Below are 26,568 nucleotides of genomic sequence, written 5' to 3' on the forward strand. Positions count from 1 at the left end.
CTCAGATCTCGCTCGGACCCACGCCGGACAGCGTGCGCCAGCGAAGGAGACGGCGTTCGAGCCGGCCGGCCAGGATCCCGGCCCCGACGACGAACACCAGCAGGATCGCGATCCCCGCGAAGACTCCGGCCGGGTCGTAGGTCGAGGAGGCTTCGTGGATGAAGAGGCCGAGGCCCTGCGTGGCCGAAGTGAACTCGCCGACGATGACCCCGATGACGCTGTAGGGGATCGCCAACCGCATCCCCAGCATCACGAAAGGCGCTGCCGCCGGCAGGTAGACGTGGCGTGTGAGCTGACGCTGGTTCGCCCCCATGACCAGGGTCAAGTTGACGAGCTCCCGGTCGACGCCGCGCACACCCGTGTAGACGTTGTAAAAGACCAGGAAGAACACCATGATCGCCGCCAGCGCGATCTTCGAGCCCATGCCGATCCCGAACCAGATGATGAACAGCGGCGCCAGCGCGATCTTCGGAATGCCGTAGAACGCCATCACGTAGGGTTCGAACACGCGGGCGAGCCGCGGCGAGCGCCCGAGGGCGTAGCCGGCCACGACGCCACCCGCGACGCCGATCGTGTAGCCCAGGACGAGTTCCTGGGCGGTCGTCCAGAGATGCGAATAGATCTCGCCCGAGGCGAACAACTCGTACAGGCGGGCCACCACGGCCGTCGGCTTGCTGACGTAGATCTCGCGCACGAGGCGGCCCGAGGCCCATTGCCAGAAGGCCAGCAGCGCGAGGTCCGGCAGCAGGGGGATCAGCCGCTCGGCCCATGCCCGGTGTGTGCGGCGGGTGGCGCGTGAGGGCGCGTCCGCGGTCGGCGTGATTGCTGTCCGGGTCGGAGAGGCGGCGTCTGTCATGGCGGCGGGCTCCCGGCCTCAATGCATCCGGTGGCCGATGGCGATCTGAGTGCGAAAGCGCGACCACACCGCCTCGTACGCGGCCTCGAAGCCGGGATTGCGGAACGGCTCGAAGACGTCGCGCGGGCGCGGGAGGGTGACCGCGATATCGGCGAGGACCCTTGAGGGGCGCTGGCTCAGCACGACGACTCTGTCGGCGAGGACGACCGCCTCGGTGATGTCGTGGGTGATGAAGACGACCGTGGCAGCCGCCTCGCGGGACAGCGCCTGCAGGTCGGATTGCATGACCATCCGGGTCTGGGCATCCAGGGCCCCGAACGGCTCATCCATCAGGATGACGTCCGGCTTGTAGATCAAAGTCCGGGCGATCGAACCGCGCTTCTGCATCCCGCCGGAAAGCTGGTTGGGGTAGTGTCTCTCAAATCCATCGAGACCCACGGCCCGGAGGGCATCGGCGACGCGGCTCCGCCGTTCGGCATCGGGCACGCCCCGCAGGAGAAGAGGCAGCTCGACGTTCTCGGACAGCGTCTTCCACGGGAAGAGCTGTGCCTGCTGCGGCACGAAGCCGACTTCGCGGTTCACGCCGACGACGGGCCGCCCGCGATGCCGCACCGTCCCCCCGGTCGGCGCGAGCAGGCCCGCCGCCATCTGGAGCAACGTGCTCTTGCCGCAGCCGCTCGGCCCGATCACCGCAATGAACTCTCCCCGACCGACATCGAAGCTGATCCCGTCGAGGACGCGGGTCGGCGGCTCCGCATTCGGCCCGGGGAATTCCTGCCGGATCTCGGCGAAGGTCAGGGCAGCGTCGTCCAAGAATGCGGACTCCGGGCTCGAGCCTCGGGAAAAGTGCGACTATGTCTATACATATTAACGGACGATGCAAGCAAGCCGAGATCATAGGCAGGACGTGACCACCCCATGGGCAAGGCGTGAAAAGCTCAGCTTGCACGACGTCCGCCGGTTGACAGCCCCGACCGCGACAATAATGTATAGACATATTGTGTGCGGGCTAGGCGCCATCCGGCCTTAGGCCGAGGTCGAAGCGGGAGGCCCCACCGTGCAACCCATCTACATCGCCTACCTCAATCGTCTGGACATCGAGGCGCTGGCGATCACCGACGACGAGATCCTGCGGGCGGTCGAGGGCGCCCTGGCGAGCCAGGGCCGCGGGGAGACGGTCATCGAGCCGCGTGTGCATCTCGAACCGGGTGTCGCCAATGGGCACTTCAACGTGCTCCGGGGGGCGATCCGGGAGCCGATCGACTCGGCCGGGGTGAAGGTCGTCGGCGACTTCGTGGACAATTACAAGAGCGGCCTGCCCTCCGAACTCGCCATCCTGGCGCTGTTCGATCCGCGCACCGGAGTGCCCAAGGCGATCCTCGACGCCAGCGGCATCACCGACATGCGCACCGGCGCCGTCACCGCGATCGGCGCCAAGCACCTCGCCCGGAAGGGCTCGAAGATCCTCGGGCATGTCGGCGCGCGGGGGACGGCCTACTGGAACGTGCGCCTGCTCGATCGGCTATTCGGCTTCGATGAGATCCGCGTCCATTCCCGCCGTCCCGAGAGCCGGAACGCCTTCGCCGAGCGCCTCTCCAGGGACCTCGGCAAGCCGGTACGGGCGACGGAGGATTGGCAATCCTGCGTCGAGGGTGCCGACATCGTCGTCGAGGCGTCGCGGCTCAATGCGCCGGAGCCCATGCTGAAGACCTCCTGGATCAAGCCTGGTGCCTTGGTCGTCCCCTACGGCACGATGAGCGCGGTCGAGCTGTCGCTCACGGACATCATGACCAAGCTGGTCGTGGACGATTGGGGGCAGTGCAAAGGAGGCAAGTTCGGAAGCCTGCGCGCCCATGTCGAGACCGGCCGGCTTTCGGAGACGACGCTCCATGCCGAACTCGGTCAGATCGTAGCCGGGCTCAAGCCCGGACGCGAGAGCGAGGACGAGACCAACCTGTTCTGGCATCGTGGGCTGTCGCTCTCCGACATCGCCCTGGGCCACGCCATGCTGGAGAAGGCGGAGCGCCTGGGAATTGGCCAGCGCCTTCGCTTCGCCTGACGGGCCTCGGTGAGGCCGCCGATGGCCCTCGTCGCCAATGCCCGGATGTATGGCGTCAACACTGAGGCACGGGCGGCCTGGGCCGACCTGTTCGCGTGGCTGTCACGGAGGAGCGGCGTCAGCCTCTCCGTCATTGCGCATGCCTATCCGGCGCCGCTGCGGGATTTGTGGACCCGGGCGGATCTTGCCTGTGCCTTCATGTGCGGGTTTCCATTCGCTCGGGCGCATCGCCGCCCCATCCCGGTCGCGGCCCCCGTCCCGACCGCCGGCCCGGCCCCGGGCGAGCCGCGCTATGCCACTCGCTTCGTCGTGGCGAGCAACTCCGCGTTCCACACCCTGGAAGACACGTTCGGCCGGCGGCTCGGCTACACCGTCGAGGATTCGCATTCCGGCTTAAACGCCACGCGCTATCACCTCCTGGCGTACCGCACGCCGGAGCGACCGGCCCTGTATGGCGCGAGCATCGGGCCGCTCGTGACGCCGCGCCGGGTGATCGAGGCGCTCCTGTCCGGCACCATCGATGTCGGCCCCCTCGACAGCTATGCGTTCGACCTTATGCTGCGACACGAGCCTGAGCTCGCCAGACTGCTTCGCGTCGTGGCGAGCACACAGCCCGCGCCGATCCCGTTCCTCGTGGCGAGCCCTGCCACGCCCCCGGCGGTCGTTGCGGCCTTGCGGGCTTCGCTCCTCGCCTTCGGCGAGGCCCCGGACTCCGTCGACCTGCGTGACCGGCTCTGCCTCCTCGGCTTCGCGCCGGTCGATGCCAGCGCCTACGACATGCTGAGCCGCTGGGACGACGAGGCGTGCGCGGCGGGCTACCCGGCGCCAGGCTGACCGGTCGGTCGGTGCATGGAGACAAGCCACGCATGCGACCCTCCGAGTGGCCGGATCCCGAGTAAGCGGTCCGCGGCCGGGTCGAAGACGGCGGCATCGCCGGGCCCGAGCCCGATGCCCGTCCCGCCATCCGGTCCGTCGACAGCCACGAAGCCGACCGGCGCGACCAGAACCGCCGCGACGACATTGGTGGGCAACGGATGCGCGATCGGCTGCGTCACCGGCAGAACGGCGTGCCGGATCAAGTCGCGCCGCGTCATCACGTTGAGGGCATCGACGGGTCCGGCGCTCAGGCGGGCATGGACCGGACGCTCCCCGGGGAAGGCGAGAGGCGCCGAGGCAGCCGACAGGATTACCGGTTGGGCGCCCTCGATCTCGAGCGACAATCCTTGCCCGGAGACGACGGCGAGCGTCCGGTCGATGTCCGGGTAGGCCGAGAAGGGCCCATCGCACGCGATGCGCGCCACGCTGATGCGCCACGCGAAATCCAGTGAGGCATCGCCGCGGGGATGGCGGGCGATCTCGGTCGTGACGCCGCCGCCGTTCTTCCACGGCACCGCCGGAAGGGACGCGGCGCGGAGGATGTCCGGGCCGCGACCGCTCATGCGAGGCTCGGAAGATCGAGCCCGTGCCGGCGCGCGCAGGCGATGGCATCGTCGTAGCCGGCATCGGCGTGGCGCATCACTCCGGTGGCCGGATCGTTCCACAAAACCCGGCCGACCCGGGCGGCGGCCTCGGGAGTTCCATCGCAGACGACGACCATGCCGGAATGCTGCGAGAAGCCCATTCCGACGCCTCCGCCGTGATGGAGGGAGACCCAGGTCGCGCCGCTCGCGCAGTTGAGCAACGCGTTGAGCAGGGGCCAGTCCGAGACGGCATCGGACCCGTCGCGCATCGCCTCGGTCTCGCGATTGGGTGAGGCGACCGAACCGGAATCGAGGTGGTCGCGGCCGATCACCACCGGCGCCTTCAGCTCGCCGCTCGCCACCATCGCGTTGAAGGCGAGGCCAAGGCGATGGCGGTCGCCGAGCCCGACCCAGCAGATCCGAGCCGGAAGGCCCTGGAAGCTGATCCGCTCGCGGGCCATGTCCAGCCAGTGGTGGAGGTTGGCATCGTCGGGCAGGAGCTCCTTCACCTTGGCATCGGTGCGGTAGATGTCCTCGGGATCGCCGGACAGGGCCGCCCAGCGGAACGGCCCGATCCCCCGGCAGAACAGCGGCCGGATGTAGGCCGGCACGAAGCCCGGAAAATCGAAGGCGTCCGCGACGCCTTCCTCGAGGGCGACCTGCCGGATGTTGTTGCCGTAATCGACCACGGGGATGCCCATGCGGTGGAAATCCAGCATGGCGCGCACATGGGTCGCCATCGAGGCGCGGGCGGCCCGCTCCACGGCGCGGGGGTCGGTTTCCCGGCGGCTCTCCCACTCGTCGTTGGTCCAGCCTTGCGGCAGGTAGCCGTTGACGGGATCGTGCGCGGAGGTCTGGTCGGTCACGGCGTCGGGACGGACGCCCCGCCGGACGAGTTCGGGGAAGATGTCGGCGGCGTTCCCGAGGAGGCCGACCGAGACGGGTTTGCCCTCGCGTCCCGCCCGGTCGATCATCGCCAGCGCCTCGTCGAGGTCAGCGGCCTGCCGGTCGAGGTAACGCGTGCGCAACCGCATCTCGATGCTCGACGGGCGGCACTCGACAGCGAGGCAGGAGGCGCCGGCCATGGTCGCGGCGAGCGGCTGTGCCCCGCCCATGCCGCCGAGGCCCGCCGTCAGGATCCAGCGGCCCTTGAGACTGCCGCCGTAGTGCTGACGCCTCAGCTCCGCGAAGGTCTCGTAGGTGCCCTGAACGATGCCCTGGCTGCCAATATAGATCCAGGAGCCGGCCGTCATCTGCCCGTACATCGCCAGCCCCTTGCGATCGAGGGCGTTGAAATGCTCCCAGGTCGCCCAGTGCGGCACGAGGTTGGAATTGGCGATCAGCACCCGCGGCGCGTCCGCATGGGTGCGGAAGACGCCTACCGGCTTGCCCGACTGGACCAGCAACGTCTCGTCGCCTTCCAGCCGCCGCAGTGAGGCGACGATGCGGTCGAAGCTCTCCCAGTCGCGCGCGGCGCGACCGATGCCGCCGTAGACCACCAGTTCGCCCGGTCGCTCGGCGACGTTCGGGTCGAGGTTGTTCATCAGCATCCGCAGGGGCGCCTCCGTCTGCCAGGACTTGGCGGACAGGTCGCGCCCGTGCGGGCTGCGGATCACGCGGGCATTGTCGATGCGGGTCATCGGGAAGTCCGGTCGCGAGCAAAGGCAAGGCACGCCTCCAGCACCCGGACCAGGGTCGCGCGGGTCCCGGACGTGTGGGCGGAATCGTAGGCGCCGGGCCACTCGGCCGGATCGACCGGCCCGGGAGGCTCATGCATGTAGCCGCGGCAGGCCAGTTCCATCTGGACGGCGTGTACGCCTTCGGCGGGGCGGCCGTAGGCGCGCGTGATGTAGCCGCCCTTGAACCGGCCGTTGGTGACCCGGCTCGACCCGCTGGCATCGCACAGGGCCTCGACCTGTGCGGCGAGGCCGGGATCACAACTCCGGCCGTCGTCGGTCCCGATGTTGAACACCGGCAGCGTACCGGGGAACAGGCGGGGGATGACCGAGCGGATCGAGTGGCAATCGTAGAGCACCAGCGCCGGATGATACCGGCGCAGGCGTGCGATCTCGGGCGCGAGGGTAGCGTGATAGGGATCGAAATAGATCCGGCGGCGCTCGGCGATGTCCGCCGCCGCAGGCTCAGCGCCGGGGCGGTAGAGGGGCTCGCCATCGAAGGTCTCGGTCGGGCAAAGGCCCGTCGTGGCCTGGCCTGGATAGAGCGACTGCCCGGAAGGGTCGCGGTTCACGTCGATGACCGTCCGCGAGATCGCCGTGCGGACGACGGTGGCGCCCAGCCCGGCCGCGAAGTCGTAGAGGCGGTCGATCCACCAATCCGCGTCCTTGCGGGCGAGCCACGGCGACACGAGGCCGTCGAGAAAGGTCTCCGGGATCTCGGTCCCGGTATGCGGGAGGCTCACGATCAACGGAGCCTGTCCAGCGACGACCGTCAGCCAAGCCGGATCGCGCACGCTCATGCCCACCCCCTGCCAATTCCGGGCGTCGGGACACCGGCATGGACCCGGGCGTGAAGCGGATTGAAACCCATCCGGTAGACGAGTTCGGCGGGCCGCTCGATGTCCCAGATCGCGAGGTCGCAGCGCTTCCCGGCCTCGAGGCTGCCGATCTCATGGAATTGCCCGAGCGCGCGCGCGGCCTCCCGGCTCACGGCGGCGATGCACTCGTCGACCGTGAGCCGGAACAGCGTCGCGCCCATGTTCAGCGTCAGGAGCAGCGAGGTCAGCGGCGACGTGCCGGGATTGCTGTCGGTCGCGAGCGCGATCGGCACGCCGTGCGCACGCAAGGCCGCGACCGGCGGAGCCTGCGTCTCCCGGATGAAGTAGAAGGCGCCCGGCAGGAGCACCGCGACGGTGCCGGCTGCGGCCATGGCGGCGACGCCTGCCTCGTCGGCATACTCGATGTGATCGGCGGTGAGCGCCCGGAACCGCGCCGCGAGGGCCGCTCCGTGGAGGTTCGAGAGCTGATCAGCGTGGAGCCTCAGCGGGAGGCCGAGACCGGCCGCGGCCTCGAAGACCCGCGCCGTCTGCTCGGGTGAGAAGGCGATCCCCTCGCAGAACGCATCGACCGCATCGGCCAGTCCCTCCGCGGCGAGGGCGGGGAGCATGGTTTGGCAGACGGCCTCGATGTAGCCATCGGCGTCCCCGCGCCATTCCGGCGGGATTGCGTGAGCGCCGAGGAAGGTGGTGCGGATCGCGACAGGGCGCTGCGTGCCGAGCCGACGGGCGGCCCGGAGCTGGCGCCGTTCGGCTTCGAGTTCGAGACCGTAGCCGGACTTCACCTCGACCGTCGTCACGCCCTCGGCCAACAGGGCCCCGAGCCGGGGCAGCGCGGCGGCCACGAGATCGTCCTCGCTCGCGGCCCGCGTGGCCGCGACGGTGGAGACGATGCCTCCGCCGCCCCAGGCGATCTCTTCATAGGTCGCCCCCGCCAGACGCTGCTCGAACTCCCGAGCCCGGTCTCCACCGTAGACGAGATGAGTGTGGCAATCGATCAGGCCGGGCGTGATCCATCGTCCCTCGCAGTCGATGCGCTCGGCGGGCTCGAGCGCCGGCACCTCAGCGGCGGACCCCGCATAAACGATACGCCCTCCCACCTCGGCGACGAGCCCATCCGTCACGGTTCCGATGCCTTCGCGCATCGGTGCCAGTGTGGCGAGGCGGCACCCGTGCCAGACGCGATCGACCTTCATCATGGGTCGGACTACCCCGTCGAACATCGTGATTTGGACGGGCGCGACCGCTTGGCGCCCACTCCATTTGTCTATACATATTAGCCGGATCTGGTGCTGTAAAGGGGCTCTCGCCGAGCCCTCGGGATGCTTGCGATGACGACCCTGTACTTCGATGCGGCGCTCCTGCCGGAAGGCTGGGCTCCAGGTGTGAGGATCACCGTCCGCGACGGCGTCATCGCCGAGCTTGCCACCGGAGCCGTCCGGGAGACCCGCGACGAGCATCACCGCCTTGGGTTGCCGGGGATGAGCAACCTGCACAGCCACGCCTTCCAGCGCGGCATGTCCGGGCTGGCGGAGGTCCGGGGGCCCGGCAGCGACAGTTTCTGGACGTGGCGCGAGGTCATGTACCGGTTCGTCGGGCGTATGGATGCCGACGATGTCGAGGCGGTGGCCGCGCAGGCCTATGCCGAGATGCTGGAGGCGGGCTTCACGCGCGTGGGCGAGTTCCACTACCTGCACCACGACGCGGCAGGGATGGAGTATTCCGACATCGCCGAGCTTGCCGGGCGGATCGCCGCCGCGGCGGAGATAACGGGAATCGGCCTGACCCTTCTGCCAGTCTTCTATGCCCATTCCGGATTCGGAGGGGATGCACCGACGGCCGGGCAGCGGAGGTTTGCGAACGACCCCGACAGCTTCGCCCGTCTCGTGGACGCCTCCCGCCGGATCCTGGCCGATCGGGCGGGCGCGGTCGTCGGCATCGCGCCCCACTCCCTTCGGGCGGTGACGCCCGGGGAGCTCCAGGACATTCTACCGCTGGCGCAGGGGGGGCCTGTGCATATCCACGTCGCGGAGCAACTCGCGGAAGTCGAGGCGTGTCTCACCTGGAGTGGATGCCGTCCCGTGGAGTGGCTCTTGGACAATGCGCCGGTCGATCCGGCGTGGTGCCTGATCCATGCGACGCACACGAGCCCGGAAGAACTCGCCGGCATCGCACGGAGGGGAGCCGTCGTCGGACTCTGTCCCGTCACCGAAGCCAACCTCGGCGATGGGATTTTCCCTGGCTCCAGCTTCGCGTCCGCCGGTGGACACTACGGAATCGGTTCCGATTCGAACGTCCTCATCGACGCCGCCGGTGAGTTGCGGCAGTTCGAATATACGCAGCGCCTTGCCGGACGCGGACGCAATGTCATGGCAACGAACGGTTCGACCGGGCGCGCGCTCTTCGACGCGGCCCTGTGCGGCGGAGGGCAAGCGCTCGGCGCAGGGATGGACGGCATGCGGCTGGGCGCGTCCGCCGACCTCGTGAGCCTCGATATGGATCATCCGGCTCTGATCGGCCGCCGCGAGGACGCAATCCTCGACAGCTGGATCTTCGGCGCGAGACAGAGCGTGATCGACTGCGTATGGGTGCGAGGGAAGAAACGCGTCGAGGGCGGCTCTCACCTCGGAGCCACCGTGATCGCCGCACGCTTCCGCCGCACCCTCGAAGGATTGCTCGCCCTATGACCGTGCCGCTCAAGCCGGGTACGGATGGAGCCCCGGTCGCGCTGTACCAGCGCATCCGCAACGATATCGAGAGCCGGATCCTGTCGGGCGAATGGCCCCCGGGTCACCGGGTGCCGTTCGAGCACGAACTCATGGACCTGTATGGCTGCTCGCGCATGACCGTAAACAAGGTCATTTCCGGCCTCGCGAGCGCCGGTTTGGTCGAGCGGCGCAGGAGGGCCGGGACATTCGTGTCGCGCCCACCCATCCAATCCGCAGTCCTGCAGATCCCCGACCTGAAAGCCGAGGTCGAGGGTCGCGGCGAACGCTACGGCTACCAGCTCCTGGAGCGGCAGCAGCGCACCGCCACCCGCGCCGATTTAAGGCGTTTCGGCGTTCCCGCACGATCCCCTGTCCTCGCCCTGCGATGCCTGCACCTCTCCCAGGAACGGCCCTTCGCCGTCGAGGATCGCCTGATCAGCCTGCGCGCCGTTCCCCAGGCACAGCATCAGGACTTCACGGTCACGCCGCCCAACGTCTGGCTGGTGAGCCATGTCCCCTGGACCGAGGCGGAGCACCGTATCGGCGCGAGCAAGGCGGATGAGCGAACGCTGGCCGATCTTCAGATCCGTGCCGACGAGGCGTGCTTGATCCTCGATCGGAGAACGTGGCGTAACGGGGAGCCGATCACCTCGGTGCGGATGATCCATCCCGGCTCGCTCTACGATGTCATCGCTCGCTTTACTCCTACCGGCTGAGGGAACGACTTTTCATCAAGGGAGCGCCGAGAGTAAGCCGGGCGCCACGCATGGGTCGGCGGGCGGCCGTCCGCCTCTCCGGCGAATTCGGGCCTGCAGGAGGCCGTCCGCTTTTCCCGCGGACCTCCTCCAAAGCAGCCCTTCCGCTTACGGCCGGTTCCAGGCTTCTCAGCGAACGCCTCTAAAACGGCTGGGTTGGGTGGTTTCCTGCCTGTCCGCTTCCGTTCGAAGATAAGGCGGAAGCGGACCGTCGAGCCTTCGTGTCAGGCCGCGCGAACGGTGGCGAGGAAGCGCCCGACCTCGGCCGTCAGGTGCTCGGACTGGCGCGACAGCTCGGACGCCGCACCGAGCACTTGGCTCGCTGCCGCGCCGGTGTCCTCCGCAGCGCTCGCCACGCCGGCGATGTTGCCGGTCACCTCGCCGGTGCCCGCCGCCGCCTGGGCGACGTTGCGCACGATCTCCTGCGTCGCCGCGCCCTGCTGCTCCACGGCCGCAGCGATCGAAGTGGCGGTGGCGCTGATGTCACGGATCCGCTGCGTGATGCCGCCAATCGCCGCTACGGCCTGACCGGTCGAGGCCTGGATCCGCCCGATCTGCCCGGAGATCTCCCGGGTCGCCCGGGCGGTTTGGCCGGCCAGCTCCTTCACCTCGGATGCCACGACGGCGAAGCCCTTGCCGGCCTCACCGGCACGCGCCGCCTCGATGGTGGCATTGAGCGCCAGCAGATTGGTCTGGCCGGCGATCGACGAGATGAGCCCGACCACGTCTCCAATCCGCTCGACGGTGCTGCTCAGTTCAAGCACCAGCGCGCCAGCTTGGTCGGCCTCGGCCACAGCTTGCTGCGCGATGGCCGCGGAGCCATCCACCTGCCGACCGATCTCCTGCACCGAGGAGCCCAACTCCTCGGCCGCCGCCGCGACGGTGTTGACGTTGCTGGCGGCTTCCTCTGCGGCGGCGGCCACGGCCGTCGACTGCGCGGCCGTCTCGGCTGCTGTGCCGCTCATCACACCGGCAGTGGCCTGCAGCTCGGTTGCCGAAGACGACACGGCACCGATGATGCCGCCGACCGTGGCCTCGAAGCTGTCGGCCATCTGGCGCATCCCGGCCTTGCGCTGCTCCTCCGCGGCCAAGCGCGCCTGCGCCGTCTCGGCTTCCAGCACTTGCGTGCGGATCAGGTTGTCCTTGAACACCTGCACGGCCGCCGCCATGGCACCGACCTCGTCCCGGCGGGCGCGATAAGGCACCGCGGCGGCCCTATCGCCGGCGGCCAGAACGGTCATCGTGCCTGTCATGGCCTGGATCGGCCGGGACACGCGCAGCAGCACGAACAGGGCCGCTGCTACTGCGGCTGTCATGCTCAACCCAATCGCGATATAGGCCATCATCGTCGCGGACGCCGTGGCGGCCATGGCGCTGTCGGCATCGGCGTGGGCACTGCGTTCGATCAGGGCCACATCCTTGGCCAGCACGGCCCGCACGTCGTTGTAGAGGTTGATGTTGGCTGGTGCGCTCATGAGCCGGGCACCATCCGCGGCTTGGCCAGTCTCCGCAAGGCGCATAGCCTCGCGACCCATGGACTCGTAGCGGTTCCAGGCGGCACCGAACGTATCGTAGAGGGCGCGTTCTTCGGTGGAAGCAATCCTCTGCTCGTATGCCTTGCGCGCGACGGAGAGTGCGTCGATCGCCTTGTCGATCTGTTCCATATTCTCGGCACGCAGCTCGGAGCTGCCGGACATGGCGAGGGCACGTAGCTGCTTGATCCGCACTTCGGAGGCTGCACCGCGGATGCTGGTGATTGCCACGACGGAGGGCAGCCGGCTCTCAGCGACACCGGTGACATCGGCGCGGATGCCGGCCAGCGTCGTGATCGAGAGGATGCCTTGGCCGACAGATAGGAGGGTGAGAAGCCCGAAGGCGGCGAGGAGTGATGCTTTGAGGGTCAGGCGCATGAACGGATCCGAACGCGGGGCGTCCCGGACGAACGCGAAAATGCCTGCCCTGAGCAGGCGGTAACGCGGCCGCACGGGAAGATTGAGAAAGCCTGAACCCTGTGCCTCAGCGATCGAAGCCACCTATCCAAGCATGACGTTTATCTAAGCTTAGTCGTTAAAATTCGTGCCTGACTTGGCTTGCTAGGTAGAGATTTAGGATCAACTTAGGGTGATCTGTGATTATCGTCATTCACTCGATCTGATCATAGCGTCTACTTGCGGTTGCAAAATTCGGCTTTCGCCGGCTGATCCGCAGACCGGCAGCGATCAGCGCTCTCAGAAGGATACGGACGACTTTGGCGCTATGCTGAGAGTGCCATCGGGGCTTCGATCTGTTTCAGGCGCTCGGGGCGCCCGACCAGATAACCCTGGACGGCGTCGCAACCGATCTGACGCATGAGTTGTAGCTGCGATGCCGTTTCCACGCCCTCGGCCAGGATCGCGACGTTCATCGTGCGGGCGATATGCGTGATGCCCTCCAGCACCGCCATCGAGTGCCGGTCCGTCTCGGCGGTCGCCACAAAGGAGCGGTCTACCTTGATCCGGTCGAGCGGTAGATCGCGCAGATGCGCCAGCGACGAATAACCTGTGCCGAAGTCGTCCATTGCTACCGTCACGCCGAGGCGACGGATCGCGGTCAACATGTCGGCGATCTGCCGCCCGTCCTCGACGATCGCCGTCTCAGTCAACTCGATTTCCAAGCGTCGAGCGGACAACCCACTTTGAGCTAGCGCCTGCGTCACGTCAGACAGCAAGAGAGGGGAGCGGAACTGCACGGGAGAGACGTTGACCGCGACGTAGAGGTTGCCCGGCAACTGTGTTGCCTGCCGGCAGGCTTCCTGCAGGACCCAAGCGCCGATCGCCACGATCTGCCCAGTCTCTTCCGCGAGCGGAATGAACTTGGCCGGAGAGATCATTCCAAGCGTCGGGTGGGTCCAGCGGATCAACGCCTCGTAGCCGATCACCCGATCGTCAGTGAGCTCTATCACCGGTTGGTAGGCCAGATGCATCTCGCCGCGCTCGATCGCGGTGCGCATGTCGGTCTCGAGCTGGATCCGTTCCGCGACCGTTTCCAGCATGCCAGGGGTATAGCAACTGATCCGGCCGCGCCCCTTACGCTTCGACTCGTAGAGCGCGATATCGGAGAACTGCATCAGCTCGCCCGCATCGCACGCATCGTCCGTGCAGCACAGCCCAACGCTACAACCGATTGTTATTCTGACCTGATCGATCTGGAACGGGGTTGCGAGCGCTTCGATCACCCGGTTGGCGGCCGCAATGGCCTGTTCCTGATCGCCGTAGACAAGGATGGCCATCTCGTCGCCGCCGAGCCGCGCCACGAAGCCCTCCGGTCCGGCAACCTCGTTCAGCCGATCGGCGACCTGGATCAGAAGTTGGTCGCCAGTCGCGTGGCCATAGCTGTCGTTCACCTGCTTGAACCGGTCGAGGTCGATCAACAGCAGCTTGAAGCGCCGGCTGGAGAAGTCGTGTTCCATCCGCGAGGTCAGGGCACGCCGATTAGGGAGCTTGGTCAGAGGGTCGCAGAAGGCGAGCTCCGTGATCCGCCGCTGCGCTTCGCGGTCCGCGGTGACGTCATCGAACGTGATGACCGTTCCGCCTTCCATGGTAGGGCGGATCTCGACTTCCATGATGCGGCCGTCATCGAGGACGTAGTCGATCTGCGTGAACCTCTCGATGTCGCGCCACGCGTTCAAACGCACGCGCGCCTGCTGACGCCGTGTTGCAGTCCAGCCATGGCGGTCACCGACGACTTCGATAATTTCGTCCGAGTTGAGTCCAGTCAAGTTGCTGTCGAGTGGAAGTCCATAGATCTCGAGATAGCAACGATTGTACAGGCGAACGCGGTCGGTGTTATCGAGATACACCAGACCGTTCGACATGTTATCGAGAGCGGTCCGTAGCACGGTCGAATGGGCTAGCTCCTGCGCGTCGAAGCGTTGTGCCGTCAGAATTGTCAGGAAAGCTCCAAGGAACAGGACGCCGGCGGCGATGGCCGTGAAAACGCTGAGCGTGATATTCTCGTGCGGAGGACCATTGTATCCAGCAACGTGTTGCAGCGTCATGCCAGCAATGCCGGCGAAATGGGTTCCACCAACCGCTGAGGTGAAGAGAGCGCAAATCATACGATTGCTGGCCAAGCGTGGCGGAAGACCACAGGCCAGCGCGAGGCCGCAGGCGCCGATGCAGACAGCCAGGATGCTCAAGGGCATAGAGTGGCTCTGCATGCATCCTTGTATCGCCGCCATGCCAGTGTAGTGCATGGCGGCGATACCGAGACCGGCGACCGCTCCCGCTATAGCTCGAACGCGCCACGACGGAAGCAGCGGAGCAAGCGCCAGCGGCAGGCCGACGATCAGGATTGCGACAAGCGCCGAGAATGCCGTGGTGCCACCGGCAAAGCTCAACATCATGTCGGGGCGGTAGCCCAGCATGGCGATGAAATGGGTGGTCTAGACACCGAGCCCGGCCACAATCGCCGTTCCCATCAACCAACGATACCGGTGAGCTGGACTTGCCTCTCTGGTCTGGCGCATCAACGCGCCGATCAGCCACCCAGCAACGAGGCAGATGACGACGGCCGCAAGGACGAACCCGAGGGAATTGTCCTCGGCCAACTGAAAGGCACCGTAGATCATCGCAAGACTATGACAAGCGATCTCTCAATGCCGCATGAACGGAGGTAATGAAGAAACCGTTGAGATTGCAACTACATGGCCCTCACGGAAACGCGTAGAGCATCGACGACGGCAATCGAGCTGCGTTCGGTTCAAAATTTTGTGATCGAAATACTCACGCAAAAGAGGTCCAGTTACTCAAAGTGGCCGGGTGGCCAGATTAGGAAGCACCGGTTTAGCCGCTTGGTTTCAGACGGGTTAGGCAGCGAGGCCCTTGCAACGCTGCCGTTCCACGGGTTTGATCTTTGCACTGATGCTTGCGCGCAATCAGTCGAACGACAGGTAATGATCGAACTGATCCGTTGCGCAGTTCCGAAGGTTTCCATTCGCGCGGTGACTTATTAGCCTTATTGCTGCTAAAGCTGAGTTGGTCGACGGACGGCCTCTTCGTATAAGCGCCGATCGTCGTAGTCCGGCCGCTGTCCTAGGTCCGATGCAGACCACCTTCAAGACATGGCGAGCGCATCGAGGACTACAGCAGCAGCATCGCGACCGCCGCACTCAGGTAGCCGATCCCGAGAGCCATCAAAACCGCCGAGGCGGTCAATGGCGAACGGTCCCCGAAGCTGTGCGGTTTAATCATGGGCACGCAAACTGCGCTTAGGCTCAATCGTTTCCGCCTGGAAAAAGTTACGCGCCTTGTGTGGCTGTGGGACCACAATCGAAGCCTGAGATGGCTGCTTTGGAGAAGCGCGGTGGGCGGTCTAGGCGACCGGGTTGGGTCGAAACCAGATGCAAAAGGCGGTTCGCTAAGGGCCCATCCATAGCGGGCTGATAGCGCTGGTTCTCGGCCGCATACCCATAAGCGAGCGCCATCGGCGGCACAGACTGCATCGGCACGCCGATCTTGATCAATGTTGGTTCTGATGCAATTTTGACACTGCGAGCCCGATGACGGGTGAGCGTTGTGCTAAACACTGGTCCTCAGCCTCCGGCCCTAACGGGTGCGGAGGTTTTTTGTCCACTTCGAAAAGATGGGCATACCCAAACCGAACCGTGCGGATTAGCGGCTTTGGGCCGAAAGTTGCCGGCAGGGCTCAAGTTCCTGATGCGGCGGTGGCTAGCACTGTACGAGCGGATAGCCGCCATGCTGCCAGGGATCCCCGAGCCCGAGCACGTCAGGGAGGTGCGGGCGATCCTGCCAGGACCTGCAAGGAACCTCGAAGAGCATTCACGCCCGCCCTCCTGATTGACCTTGGGGGGTATCGCAGGGCGATCGCGGTAGTGGGGAGGAGACTACGACTTCGTCGTCGTAGCAACGCTCATGCAAGGTTCAACGTCCCCCCGACATCCGGCACAGGGAACGCTACCCGAGAGATGAAGGCTTACGGCTGTCCTGTCAGCCACTCCCCTTCGATCGTGAGGGTGGCTCGATAGACCGGGACACCGTGGTCGTCCCGCATCGTGACGCTGACCTTTTCGCCCATTTTCGTGAGCGGCTGATCCTTCACTATGTCGGGGAGCGACCGAAGCGCTTCCTGCGATGCGGTATGCGCATCGTCGAAATCGAGGCCTACGTCATCGCTGACGTCACTGCCGTTGCTTACGTCGAAGAAGTAACGGGCCACCAGCACCTCCAAGCCGATGCCGGGCTAAACACAGGCGCTGCAAAAGAGTTCACTGAACGAGACACCCGAGTCGATCCGGGCGCTTCAAGGCCACCGGAGCGCCTATCAGGCGGACGCGAACGACCTAGTCAGTGAGGTGCAGATACTTCGGGTTGAAATCAGCAACCGCACGCAGGGCCTCCCAGTCTAGGATTGTCGATCGGCGGCCATACAGGTCGACTATTCCCTGGCTGCGCAAGCTTCTCAGCGTCCGGTTTACGTGCACTGAGGTCAGACCCAGCGCGTCGGCGAAGTCGGTCTGCCGGAGCGGCATCGGCATGCTGCGGCCATCGGTGAGACCGACAGCTTCGAGGCGCAGGTACAGCTCGCAGATGAGGTGGGCGAGCTTCTGACGCGCGTCGCGCCGACCAAGGCTGACGATCCATGCCCGGTGCGTAGCCGCGGTGACGATGGCTTCCCGCCAGAAGGCCTGAGCGATGGTAGGGTATCGGTCCGACAACGTCCGCAGGTCGCTGTGCGGCACGAACGCGACGATGCTGCGGGTCACCGTAGCCATCCCAAAATCTGGCGACGGCAGGTGCAGGCCTTGCAGGTCTGGTAGATCGCCAGGCACATGAAACAACAGGATCTGGCGCCGGCCGTCCGTCAGGAGCTGATAGCAGCAAGTCCAGCCATCCAGGATCACACAGCAATGGTCGGATGGACCGCCTTCATAGAGGATATCCCGGGAGGCTTCGATCGTCCGGATGATGAGCGGTAAACCGAGGATCGCGCGTTCAGCCGCGACTGGCAGGGGCGCGGCGCTTCCTAACCTGCGGGCCAACAGGCAAAAGGGGGACTTGGACGATGCCATCGTATCACGCTGCGTCGAGCAGACGACGTACCCGTGGCGCGGGCGCGAGCTGCCGATCCTCCCATTCCTGCAACCAACCTAAGATATTGTATTCAGTTGCATGCCCAATTCCTGGGCATAACAGCACTCGCAATTAAGACACGCTCAGCAGCCGATCCGCCTTATCCTCCAGCTCAATCCCTCCGCGGTTGAGTCGCGCGTGCATCGTCTTGGACGGCTTGAAGTGGACGTTCGTCTTCTCGGGGACTTGAACGGCGACGCCGGATCGCGGGTTGCGGCTGACCCGTGCCCGCGTCTCCCGCGACGAGAAGGCGCCGAGCCCGCGCAGTTCGACCCGATCTCCATCCGCGAGGGCGTCGGTCATCCTGTCGAGGATGGCATCCACCACCCGCTCGACATCACGCGCGTACAGGTGCGGGTTCTACGCCGCGATGCGGGTGACGAGCTCGGACCGGATCATGCCGCACCGATGCCGCGACGCTTATCGAACTGCAACCGTATCGCGACGCGCTAGCGTTTCATTAACCATCCGACGTGAAGAGTGCCTCCGACGTCCGGAAGCCATTCGGGACGCCTCCCTGCCTCGCCCGCCCGGTTCGCCGCGGCGGGCTCTTTCGTGTCGCGATCTCGCGATCAGTTCCAAGCCCTGGGTCGATTGCCGACGAAGGCTGCTATGCCAGCAGCGTCGACCATCGCGTCAAAGGCGGCGCGTGCAGCCGCATCGGTAGCGAAGGTGGTGTCCCATCGGGTGCAGCCGGAGAGATGGACCACCTCCATGAGCCAGCATTCTGGCGTACCGGGAACGCGATAAATCTCAACCTCGACCGTCTCGCCATCCCGCGTGACAGGGCCGGATAGCGGGGAGTGTTCGAACTCGCAGTCCTCCTCGCTCATTCTCGGCCTTCCCTAATGCTCACCTCTGGACCGCGCTTATCAGACACGATCCCGGTTCGGGACGTCTCCAACGCCGGCTCGCCGACCGCTCGATAACCGACTGCATGGATCCTGTTCCTGAGCCGCGGTGCGTATCAGCTCTGCCGCAGACGCTCCGCCACCCCTTGAGCACTCAGCGACGAGGTTGAGCCTCAATCGTCTTTGATTGCTGGCGGGGATGATCCGTACCGCTCTTCGAGTTCGACACGGCCCGCATCGGTAATCTCATACTCGACGCTGTCGGACGCCGGATTCGATCGGCCAGTGGCTGCGACCAGCCCAAGGGTCTCCAGCCGTCGCATGTAGACAGACACCTGATAGAAGCGCGGCCCCAGCGTTGAGAGGTTTTGCAGGCGAGAGATGCTGCCGGGGGCGAGCTTGTGCATCGTTCACAAATGCACCGACCACTGGTTGCAGCGCCAGTAGGTTCTACGCTCCTCCGCCCCGTGAGCAGATCGAGACAGGGCCGGGCGGGCAAGGATCACGGCGGGGTCGGATGCGCCGCCATGATGGCGGCAGCCAGTCCGTTCCGGAACATCTTCTCCTGGGGGCCAGCGCGCTCTACCCGTTCGGGGCCGGGCCACGGATAAGGGTAATCCACAAAGGCAGGTTGTGGACACGGAACCGAAGACGGGCTGCCGTGGGGCAGCGGTCGACTTTGACCGAAGCGATCCTGTGAGAATTCTCGCGGGCGGTAGGACGGGCCGGGCCATGCGGTGACGGTCTGCGAGCGTTCGGCAGAGCGGACGCCTAAAGATCAGTTTGAGCTGGCCCTTACGATCACACGCCTGTGAAACCAACCAATGCGTGTGTCGCTGAGGTTATGACAGGCCGTAAACCAGATCATTGCTACCCTCCGTTATGCGAACTAGCGGAGACAACTTCCGTGCTGGATCGATTTGGAATTACAACCAAGGGTAGATATTGTCTGTCTGGCGGGGAGGACGTTCAGTGCCTTGCTGACGTATCCGCTACCGACTTCATCGAACTGCGCCGTCTCACGGCGGGACCCATCACTGGAAGCGGGGCACGCGTAAGCTCCTATCTCGACGATCTCGGGATGCTCGATGGCGTCGTTCTGCACGGCCGGCCGGGCGGTTTCGTCTTTCAAGTCGTGGCCAGCCATGAGCGGCGCTCACGGATCGAGGCACGCCTGGAATGGTTGCGCGGCGCCGGCGACAGAGAGGATCAGCGCAAGGCCGCCCGGATCGTGCCGGTTCACCGCGATGTCAGGATCGAGCTTCAGGGGGTTCGTGCGGCCGAAGCCTTCGTCGCCGACCTGTCCATGACCGGGGCTGCCTTGATCATAGATAAGCGGCATCAGGTCGGCGCGACCGTGACGGTGGGCAAGCGCTACGCGACCGTGGTGCGCCATACTCCTGAAGGTGTCGGCGTGGCGTTCCGCCTGCCGTTCGGCCCGCTGACCTTCAACGAGCGCGTCATCCTCTGACGGCGACCGATGAGCGCGCACCTGCTGATCACCGACGACGTTCATCGCGGCAGGCGCCTGGCGAGCGACCTCGCCGAGTGCGGCATGTGGCGTGTCCACGACCTCTACGGTGGGGTCGCGCCAGCCGCGGGCGCGAGCCTGATCATCAGCGACGTCGAGGGCCTGCACTCCGAGGCCCTCGTGCGGTTGCGCCGTATCTTGGATACAGCTCGTGGCAAGGGCGTACCTTACCTTTTCCTCGTACACCGCAACGCCGCGCGGGCGGAGGCACAAGCTCGAATCCTGGGCGCCACCGACACGCTCTCCGCGAGTTCAGCCGCCCGCCTCATCACCGATAAGCTCACAACGATGGGCAAGGCCGGTTCGACCGTGGTCGCCGCCCGGAAGCAGGCAGACCGCGCCAAAGGCTTCCTGACAGACGCCTTCTTCTCCGACCAGGCGATCACCCCAGCCGTGGCCGAGACCGGTACCGAGCTGATCGTTCAGGCCATTCGGGAGACGGACATCAACGATTGGGTGCAGGCGGTGCAGCGCTTCGATGACGTCACACACCAGCACTGCCTACTCGTCGCCGGCCTCGCCGCTGCTTTCTCGGGCGTGCTCGGCTTGGCTGCCGCCGATCGGCACCATCTCGCAAAAGCTGCCCTGCTGCACGACGTCGGCAAAACGAAGATCCCGACCGCGATCCTGAACAAGCCGGGCAAGCTCGACGACGCCGAGATGGCGGTGATGCGCACCCACCCGGCCGAGGGCTATACCATGCTCGTCAGCGGTGGCTTCGACGCGACCCTGCTATCGGTCGTGCGCTCGCACCACGAGATGCTCGACGGCTCTGGCTATCCGGACAAGCTGCGGGCGGCCGAGATCCCCGATCTGGTTCGGCTGGTGACGATCTGCGACATCCACGCGGCGCTGATCGAACGGCGACCGTACAAGGCGCCTATGGACGCGATGAGGGCCTACACCATTCTCGAAGGCATGGCGGGCCGCCTCGATGCCGACCTCGTGCGCGCGTTCCGGCCCTTGGCTCAGATCCACACCTCGATAGCATGCGCTGCAGCCGGACCACCCGCCGCCGGCGTGCAGGGGGACTGAACACCGGCGCACTTCTCTACGATCATGCGACGCGTGCCACGCCGGCCATCGATGACCGAAACTGCACGTTGACGCTGGCGTCGGAGCGGTGTCGGACCTCGCAGCTGAACCGACGTCCGTCTCCATCGAGGGTCAAGTCGAACCACTCCGGAACCTGAGCGTGCCTGCGCACATGCAGCCGCGCCCCGCCATCCGATAGGTCGCGGACGGAGCACGCAATAGAGCCGCCGCCAGAGGTAGTGATGGTTGCTGCCAACAGGACGCGGGTCCGGCGCTCGTTGCGCCGCTCCTCCATGCCCACGGTCCAGTTGTCCAGGCTCGTGCTGATACTCGACACACCGCTGGCCGCCTGACGCATGCTGGTCAGGATTTCCCCCGTCGCATGCGTCTGCTCGTCCATGGAACCACTGACGCCGTCGACGTGGGCGCTGATCGTGTCGATCGCCGCGGTGATGGTCGTCAGGTTGGCCGCCACCTCGGACGACACGGCTTGCATGCCGGCGACCTCTCCGCTGATCCGGGCTGTCGCCGCAGCCGCCTGACCAGCCAGCTCCTTCACCTCGGTCGCGACAACTGCGAAGCCCTTGCCGGCCACACCGGCCCGTGCCGCCTCGATCGTCGCGTTCAAGGCCAGCAGGTTGATCTGCTGGGCGATGCCCGCAATCACAGCGCCGACTCCGTCCATCGCGCTGGCGGCGGCCTGCAGGCGTTCCGTGGCGGCATTGGCTTCGCCGGCACGTCCGTGGATGTCGTCGACGACGGTCTTCGACTGCGCCATGCTGCGCGAGATCTCCAGCGCAGCGGCGTTCATGGTCTCGGCCGCATCGGTGACCGCCTGGACGTTGTCGATGGTCTCCTCGGCCGCCGCTATGGCGACCGAGCGGGCCTCCATGTTGGTAGTGACGTCGGTGGCGTATTTGACGATCTTGGTCAGCCGGCCGTTCGGGTCGAAGATCGGATTGTAGCTCGCCTGGATCCAGACATTCCGATTGCCCTTGCCGAAGCGCTGGAACATGCCGGTGGCGAACTCACCCGCCCGCAGCCGGTCCCAGAATGCTGCATACTCCAGCGTCTTCGCATAGCCGGGCTCGACGAACATGGCGTGGTGTTGCCCGCGGATCTCCTCAATCCGATAGCCGACTGTCTTTAGGAAGTTCTCGTTGGCGTCGAGCACCTTTCCGTCAGGGGCGAAGTGGATCACCGCCTGTGATCGGTTGACCGCAGCGAGCTGACCCATCGCATCGGTGGTCTGCAGCTTCTGGGCCGTGATGTCGGTTGCAAACTTCACCACCTTCAGAGGCTTACCGTCCCGATCACGGATCGGGTTGTAGGTCGCCTGGATCCACACCTCGCGACCGCCCTTGGCGATGCGGCGGTACTCGCCCGAGGCGAACTCTCCACGCGCGAGCCGCGCCCAGAACTCGCGATACCCCGTTCCCGCCCGTTCGGTGGCGTCTACGAACAACCCGTGATGCCGGCCCTTCACCTCATCCAAACGATAGCCGACGGCATCGAGGAAGTTCTGGTTGGCGATGAGGATGGTGCCATCGAGGGCGAACTCGATCACCGCCTGCGATCGGTGCAAGGCATCGAGCTGTCCGTCGTGATCGATGTTGCGCAACACCTGCGCCGTGACGTCCGTAGCGAGCTTGACGATCCGCGCGACGCGCCCGGCCCGGTCCAGCACGGGATTATACGTTGCCTGGATCCAGACGGTACGGCCGTCCTTAGCGATGCGTTTGAACTCGCGGGTCTGCGCCTCGCCTCTACAAAGGGCGGCCCAGAACGCCCGGTACTCATCGCCGTCGCGCTCGGTAGCTGGGACGAACAAGGTGTGATGCTGCCCCTTCACCTCTGCAAGGCTGTAGCCCATTAGGCCAAGGAACAGGTCGTTGGCGGCGAGAACAGTCCCATCGGGGGCGAACTCGATCCGAGCCCTGGACTTGTCGATGGCCGCCATCAAGGCACGCAGGTTGGCGTCGAACAACGGCACCGCAGGCGTCTCCACGTGCCGCGATGGCACGGGTGCAAGGAAAGCAAATTTTGGTTAAACGAGCGTCACGCGAGCGATGAGGCGATTGAACGCACTCATCACAACCTTGTCACTCTACTGAACAACCGTTGGTAGCAGTCTATTGGATGTGAAGAGTGAGTTTCATCATCGGGTGGATGCCGCACTGAATGATGAAGTCACCCGGCTCCTTCAACGTCAGCGTAACCTGCTTGCCGGGCTCCTGATCGCCGGCGTCGAACGCGAACCGGTCGGCCTCAATGAAGGCATGATGCACGGCGTTGTCGTCTCCGTTGACGAGGGTGATCGTATCGCCCCGATGCAGGAACAGATCGGTCGGGTCATAGTGCCGGCCCTTCTGCAGCACGATGCGGATGGCGCTGGATAGACCGGCTTGAGCCGGCCCGAGCGCAGCTATTGCTACCACGAGCGCAGTGGCACCGCAGCGAAGAAACTGAACGCGTAGATTGCAAATTGACACGGATACAACCTGAAAAACTGTATTTGTTGTAGTGTCTATCCGATTTGAAATCCTAGGTTCCTAACGCATGTCAGTATAATCAAATAAATCCGCTCTTGCCTCGTGTGCCATAGGTATCAAGCGCGGCTTTTGTTCCATGTAATTAACAATTCCGAAGCCATAAATAGGCTTGCTGGCGCAGGCGCGCTAACCGGCGTCCATGTCAGCAGGAACGGCGACCTCGCTCCGCACGGCTGCTACAGCACCCGTTGTTCACCCCAACGCGCCAGAGGCGTTTGCAACACCGCACGGCATGCAGCGGTTGCCCGCCCGGGATAGGTCGTGGCCCGCATGGCTTCTGCCATCGCTATGCAGCATTCAAGGCCTATGAACTCTGCCGCAAACGTTCCCGGCGCGTCCTCCGCACAGGCTATCGAGGCCGAAAGAACTCGCCTCTGCGCACACGCTCGCGCTGTGCTAGAGCGTTTTCGGTTTAATCTGGATCGTATCCTGCCGCGGCGAAGAAGTTGGCGCACTCGTCTGGCGTGACAGTGTCGATGAGCCGTCCGATGGCCGCCCATAGCCCTTCGACGGTGCGCTCGGCGGCCTTGCGCAGCAGCGCCTTGAGCTTGGAGAAGGCCATCTCGATCGGGTTGAAGTCCGGGGAGTAGGGCGGGAGGAACAGCAACTGCGCGCCGGCGGCTTCGATGGCCGCGCGCACGGCCGGGCCTTTGTGGCTGCCGAGGTTGTCCATCACGACGATGTCGCCTGGGGTGAGTTCGGGCACGAGCACGCGCTCGACGTAGGCCTGGAAGACGGCGCGGTTGATCGGCCCGTCCAGCACGAACGGCGCGGCGATCCCGGACAGGCGCAGGCCCGCCACCAGGGTGGTTGTCTTCCAATGGCCGTGCGGCACGGGTGAGCGCAGCCGCTCCCCGCGCGGTGAGCGCCCGCGGATGCGGGCCATGTTGGTGGCCGTCCAGGTCTCGTCGAGGAACACGAGGCGGCCGGGATCGAGGTCGGGCTGGCCCTCGAACCACGCCTCGCGGGCAGCCTTCACGTCCGGGCGATCCTGCTCGGTCGCGTGGGCTGTCTTTTTTTGTACGTCAGGCCGCGTGCGTCGAGGAAACTCCACAGGGTCCCCAGCCCGACCGGGAGAGCATGGTCCTCCCGCAGGCGGGCCCGCATCTCCTCAAGGGTGATGTCGTCCCGCTCGGCGATCAGGCCGCGCAGGAACGCCTCATGCGGATCGAGCTTGGAGCGGCGTGCCCGCCCTTGCGGTCGGGCCGCCACCGTCCCGGTCGTGGCCAGTGCCGTCATCCAGCGGACCGCCGTCGCAGCCCCCACCCCGAAGCGCTTGGCCGCTTGCCGCCGCGAAGTCGCGCCTGCCGCATCCACGACCCGCTCACGTAGATCCTGGCTGTAGGGTCGGCCCATGCTCTGCTCCTCATCTGGAGCGCGCAATGAATCAGCCCAACAGCCCCGCGTGAACCCCAGCCATCCGATTCAGCGCAAACCGAAAACGCTCTAGCGCACGGCCCAGCAACCACAGTACGGTCTCTGAGGCTTGTCGAATCGTGGCGTCACCCATCTGAACGATCGCCGTGTGCGCTTCGATGGAGCGGTCGCTTGCGACGTTCAACGGGTCCAAGACGTTCTCAGGGGCAGTAGCTTGCACCTCAGCCGGAACCCCCTGCCAGAATGGCTGGGTATGTGCGCTCGTAGTGTCGATGTAGCAGCCTTGGCCGCGCATCATTCCAGCCTCGTCCGGAGCCAGGGTCCCGAGCGTGAGCACCCACTTCACGTCGTGTTGCCGTCTGGACCCGGAACTCAGCAGAGAATGGACCGCCGGTGCGACGCATCCGACGGATGCGATCGAACACCCAGTCGCGGTCGTCTTGGTGCGTGCGCTGTAGTGCGATCTCTAGGGGCAGCGGTTGTCCCGCTAAACCAGCATCCCCAGCGAGCAGCGCGGCAGCGCCGTCGTCGAGGATGGATCGTGCGGCTTGAACGTCTGTGTTCCATGTGCCGATCAGGCCGGCTGCTTGCAGTGCAAGCTCTGTCGTGAGGGGGAATGACACGCGGCTTCTCACCTGCCACAGGTTGAGTCAATCAACGCGAAACCCTATCCAAGTTAGGGTGCGCCTAGGCAAATTGCACTACTGCAAATTGGCATCAAGAGGGCGCTACAATTTATCGTGAGGGTTCGAGTCATCTGATTTAGAACCCTTACAAACTGCGCTCGCATGAGCCATGGAGGACCAATGGCTAGCGATGCAACTTCCGACACCCTACAGCGAGTCGCCCACGCACTCGGTGTGCCAGTGGACGCCTTCTTCGATCCAAGCGCGAAATGTCAGATCGGATCTGCAGCGCAAGCCCTGCAAGATCGGATGGATCTGCTGGAGATATTTGCGCAGATCGAAGATCCGTCGGTTCAACGTGAATGCATTGAGTTCGTTCGGGCCAAGGCCTTACGTCCATCACGGCCGATATCCATGCCCCTGCTGGCCGATTAAGCGTAGGGACCGCCGAACAGGTCCCCGAGCGCCTTCCGCCGGAACAGCGTGCGCCACCGCCGCCTCTGATGCTCCGGCCGGTCGTGGATCATATGGCAGCGCTGGCAGAAGGCCGCGAGATTGGCGTCCGCGTTGTTCGAGGTGTCATGGTCCCGATGGGCGGCGGCCAGCACCATTCGGGTCCTGCGGGCGCGGCCGAGGATGTCGGTTTCAGCCGCGATCCGGGTACGGCGACCCCAGCCGTCGCGCCACCTGCCTTCCTCCGCGTCTCACCAGCGGCCATCGCCAAGGCGGTAGACCATCCGCCCATGCGGACGCCCGCAGCCCTCGCAGCAGCCCTTCGCCCGCCCGAACCGGATCACGGCCGAGAGTTGGGCCCAATCGATGGGATAGAAGAAGCGGTGCTCGGGCCGGATGGGCATGATGAGGGCACTGTGCCACCGGCCGCGAAGAAAGCGTAGCGGCAGAAGGCTGCTACGAATGGCGGATGGACCTGTCTGACCTCCAGTTCTTGGCCTTCCTGGCTGTAGCGATGTGTTTCGGCGTGCAACTTTGGTTCATCCGCACTTTCGGTGCTTGCGAGCCTCCGCACGGCCAAGCTCTACGGGTTGACCTCAGGCGGCATGGAGGACCCGCTGGCGCAGAAGATCGAACTTCGCGCGGCCGTACATGCTCCGCTTG

General features: G+C 65.4%; 23 protein-coding genes and 1 pseudogene. 7 read left to right on the forward strand and 17 right to left on the reverse strand.

Annotated features, from left to right (window positions below; genetic code table 11):
• Nucleotide 1: 1 nt before the first annotated feature.
• A complete protein-coding gene (locus tag AAHG09_RS29215) occupies nucleotides 2-856 on the reverse strand; it encodes an ABC transporter permease (protein ID WP_342111409.1) in 855 nt (284 codons plus the stop codon).
• An 18-nt stretch (nucleotides 857-874) separates the two neighbouring features.
• The gene (locus AAHG09_RS29220; RefSeq protein WP_342111410.1) at nucleotides 875-1,669 is read right to left on the reverse strand and encodes an ABC transporter ATP-binding protein; all 795 of its coding nucleotides are present in this window, start codon (nucleotides 1,667-1,669) and stop codon (nucleotides 875-877) included.
• Between the two features lie 244 nt (nucleotides 1,670-1,913).
• Here AAHG09_RS29220 and AAHG09_RS29225 point away from each other — a divergent pair, with 244 nt between their 5' ends.
• Nucleotides 1,914-2,915, forward strand: a complete 1,002-nt coding sequence (locus tag AAHG09_RS29225; RefSeq protein ID WP_342111411.1) for an ornithine cyclodeaminase family protein — start codon at nucleotides 1,914-1,916, stop codon at nucleotides 2,913-2,915.
• 21 nt (nucleotides 2,916-2,936) lie between these two features.
• The gene (locus AAHG09_RS29230) at nucleotides 2,937-3,749 is read left to right on the forward strand and encodes a phosphate/phosphite/phosphonate ABC transporter substrate-binding protein (RefSeq protein ID WP_342111413.1); all 813 of its coding nucleotides are present in this window, start codon (nucleotides 2,937-2,939) and stop codon (nucleotides 3,747-3,749) included.
• Here the strand turns inward: AAHG09_RS29230 and AAHG09_RS29235 are convergent.
• From AAHG09_RS29235 to hutI, 4 genes are read right to left on the reverse strand one after another with little or no spacing between them, the layout of a single operon-like run.
• Nucleotides 3,731-4,354: a HutD/Ves family protein gene (locus tag AAHG09_RS29235; protein WP_342111415.1), complete on the reverse strand. Its 624-nt coding sequence runs from the start codon at nucleotides 4,352-4,354 to the stop codon at nucleotides 3,731-3,733. The genes AAHG09_RS29230 and AAHG09_RS29235 overlap by 19 nt on opposite strands.
• Nucleotides 4,351-6,015 carry a urocanate hydratase gene (gene hutU, locus AAHG09_RS29240; RefSeq protein ID WP_342111418.1) on the reverse strand — a complete coding sequence of 555 codons (1,665 nt, stop codon included), beginning with the start codon at nucleotides 6,013-6,015 and terminating at the stop codon, nucleotides 4,351-4,353. Before hutU ends, AAHG09_RS29235 begins: the two co-directional genes overlap by 4 nt.
• The gene (gene hutG, locus AAHG09_RS29245; protein ID WP_342111420.1) at nucleotides 6,012-6,851 is read right to left on the reverse strand and encodes an N-formylglutamate deformylase; all 840 of its coding nucleotides are present in this window, start codon (nucleotides 6,849-6,851) and stop codon (nucleotides 6,012-6,014) included. The genes hutU and hutG overlap by 4 nt, the downstream gene beginning before the upstream one ends.
• Complete coding sequence (gene hutI / locus AAHG09_RS29250; protein ID WP_342111451.1) at nucleotides 6,848-8,083, reverse strand: imidazolonepropionase; 1,236 nt, start codon at nucleotides 8,081-8,083, stop codon at nucleotides 6,848-6,850. The genes hutG and hutI overlap by 4 nt, the downstream gene beginning before the upstream one ends.
• Before the next feature lie 135 nt (nucleotides 8,084-8,218).
• Here hutI and AAHG09_RS29255 point away from each other — a divergent pair, with 135 nt between their 5' ends.
• Both AAHG09_RS29255 and hutC read left to right on the forward strand, forming a co-directional pair.
• Nucleotides 8,219-9,574 (forward strand): formimidoylglutamate deiminase, encoded by a 1,356-nt coding sequence (locus AAHG09_RS29255; RefSeq protein WP_342111423.1) that lies wholly within the window; start codon nucleotides 8,219-8,221, stop codon nucleotides 9,572-9,574.
• Entirely contained in the window at nucleotides 9,571-10,311 is a 741-nt protein-coding gene (gene hutC / locus AAHG09_RS29260; protein ID WP_342111425.1) for a histidine utilization repressor, read from the forward strand. The genes AAHG09_RS29255 and hutC overlap by 4 nt, the downstream gene beginning before the upstream one ends.
• A gap of 263 nt (nucleotides 10,312-10,574) precedes the next feature.
• Here hutC and AAHG09_RS29265 read toward each other — a convergent pair whose 3' ends face one another.
• The 7 genes from AAHG09_RS29265 to AAHG09_RS29295 form a co-directional block, all read right to left on the reverse strand.
• The gene (locus tag AAHG09_RS29265) at nucleotides 10,575-12,260 is read right to left on the reverse strand and encodes a methyl-accepting chemotaxis protein (protein WP_342111426.1); all 1,686 of its coding nucleotides are present in this window, start codon (nucleotides 12,258-12,260) and stop codon (nucleotides 10,575-10,577) included.
• 344 nt (nucleotides 12,261-12,604) lie between these two features.
• The gene (locus AAHG09_RS29270; RefSeq protein ID WP_342111453.1) at nucleotides 12,605-14,761 is read right to left on the reverse strand and encodes a putative bifunctional diguanylate cyclase/phosphodiesterase; all 2,157 of its coding nucleotides are present in this window, start codon (nucleotides 14,759-14,761) and stop codon (nucleotides 12,605-12,607) included.
• Between the two features lie 1,562 nt (nucleotides 14,762-16,323).
• On the reverse strand, nucleotides 16,324-16,566 hold the full coding sequence (locus AAHG09_RS29275; RefSeq protein WP_342111427.1) for a DUF6894 family protein: 243 nt from the start codon (nucleotides 16,564-16,566) through the stop codon (nucleotides 16,324-16,326).
• Between the two features lie 124 nt (nucleotides 16,567-16,690).
• Nucleotides 16,691-17,419, reverse strand: coding sequence for a Crp/Fnr family transcriptional regulator (locus AAHG09_RS29280; protein WP_342111429.1), 729 nt, complete (start codon nucleotides 17,417-17,419; stop codon nucleotides 16,691-16,693).
• Nucleotides 17,420-17,552: 133 nt separating this feature from the next.
• Complete coding sequence (locus AAHG09_RS29285; protein ID WP_342111455.1) at nucleotides 17,553-17,831, reverse strand: HU family DNA-binding protein; 279 nt, start codon at nucleotides 17,829-17,831, stop codon at nucleotides 17,553-17,555.
• A gap of 221 nt (nucleotides 17,832-18,052) precedes the next feature.
• Nucleotides 18,053-18,313, reverse strand: coding sequence for a hypothetical protein (locus AAHG09_RS29290; RefSeq protein WP_342111431.1), 261 nt, complete (start codon nucleotides 18,311-18,313; stop codon nucleotides 18,053-18,055).
• A 191-nt stretch (nucleotides 18,314-18,504) separates the two neighbouring features.
• On the reverse strand, nucleotides 18,505-18,738 hold the full coding sequence (locus AAHG09_RS29295) for a hypothetical protein (protein ID WP_342111433.1): 234 nt from the start codon (nucleotides 18,736-18,738) through the stop codon (nucleotides 18,505-18,507).
• 674 nt (nucleotides 18,739-19,412) lie between these two features.
• Between AAHG09_RS29295 and AAHG09_RS29300 the strand changes: the two genes are divergently transcribed.
• Nucleotides 19,413-19,802: a PilZ domain-containing protein gene (locus AAHG09_RS29300; protein ID WP_342111436.1), complete on the forward strand. Its 390-nt coding sequence runs from the start codon at nucleotides 19,413-19,415 to the stop codon at nucleotides 19,800-19,802.
• Nucleotides 19,803-19,811: 9 nt separating this feature from the next.
• Nucleotides 19,812-20,897: an HD-GYP domain-containing protein gene (locus AAHG09_RS29305; RefSeq protein WP_342111438.1), complete on the forward strand. Its 1,086-nt coding sequence runs from the start codon at nucleotides 19,812-19,814 to the stop codon at nucleotides 20,895-20,897.
• 22 nt (nucleotides 20,898-20,919) lie between these two features.
• Here AAHG09_RS29305 and AAHG09_RS29310 read toward each other — a convergent pair whose 3' ends face one another.
• The 3 genes from AAHG09_RS29310 to AAHG09_RS29320 all read right to left on the reverse strand — a co-directional run bounded on the left by AAHG09_RS29310 (nucleotide 20,920) and on the right by AAHG09_RS29320 (nucleotide 24,805).
• Nucleotides 20,920-22,890 (reverse strand): methyl-accepting chemotaxis protein, encoded by a 1,971-nt coding sequence (locus AAHG09_RS29310; RefSeq protein ID WP_412760106.1) that lies wholly within the window; start codon nucleotides 22,888-22,890, stop codon nucleotides 20,920-20,922.
• A 139-nt stretch (nucleotides 22,891-23,029) separates the two neighbouring features.
• Nucleotides 23,030-23,275 carry a cupredoxin domain-containing protein gene (locus AAHG09_RS29315; RefSeq protein ID WP_342111440.1) on the reverse strand — a complete coding sequence of 82 codons (246 nt, stop codon included), beginning with the start codon at nucleotides 23,273-23,275 and terminating at the stop codon, nucleotides 23,030-23,032.
• A gap of 586 nt (nucleotides 23,276-23,861) precedes the next feature.
• A protein-coding gene (locus AAHG09_RS29320; protein WP_342111442.1) for an IS630 family transposase occupies nucleotides 23,862-24,805 on the reverse strand; the annotation gives its coding sequence in 2 pieces (ribosomal slippage) (nucleotides 23,862-24,469 and nucleotides 24,469-24,805; 945 coding nt in all).
• A gap of 827 nt (nucleotides 24,806-25,632) precedes the next feature.
• On the opposite strand from AAHG09_RS29320, the gene AAHG09_RS29325 reads away from it, so the two are divergent.
• On the forward strand, nucleotides 25,633-25,887 hold the full coding sequence (locus AAHG09_RS29325; protein ID WP_342111445.1) for a hypothetical protein: 255 nt from the start codon (nucleotides 25,633-25,635) through the stop codon (nucleotides 25,885-25,887).
• Here AAHG09_RS29325 and AAHG09_RS29330 read toward each other — a convergent pair.
• Nucleotides 25,884-26,309 (reverse strand): annotated as a pseudogene (locus AAHG09_RS29330) (hypothetical protein). The gene AAHG09_RS29325 and the pseudogene AAHG09_RS29330 overlap by 4 nt on opposite strands.
• Between the last annotated feature and the right edge of the window lie 259 nt (nucleotides 26,310-26,568).

The sequence above is a fragment of the Methylobacterium guangdongense genome (assembly GCF_038442355.1).
Taxonomy (GTDB): Bacteria; Pseudomonadota; Alphaproteobacteria; order Rhizobiales; family Beijerinckiaceae; genus Methylobacterium; species Methylobacterium guangdongense.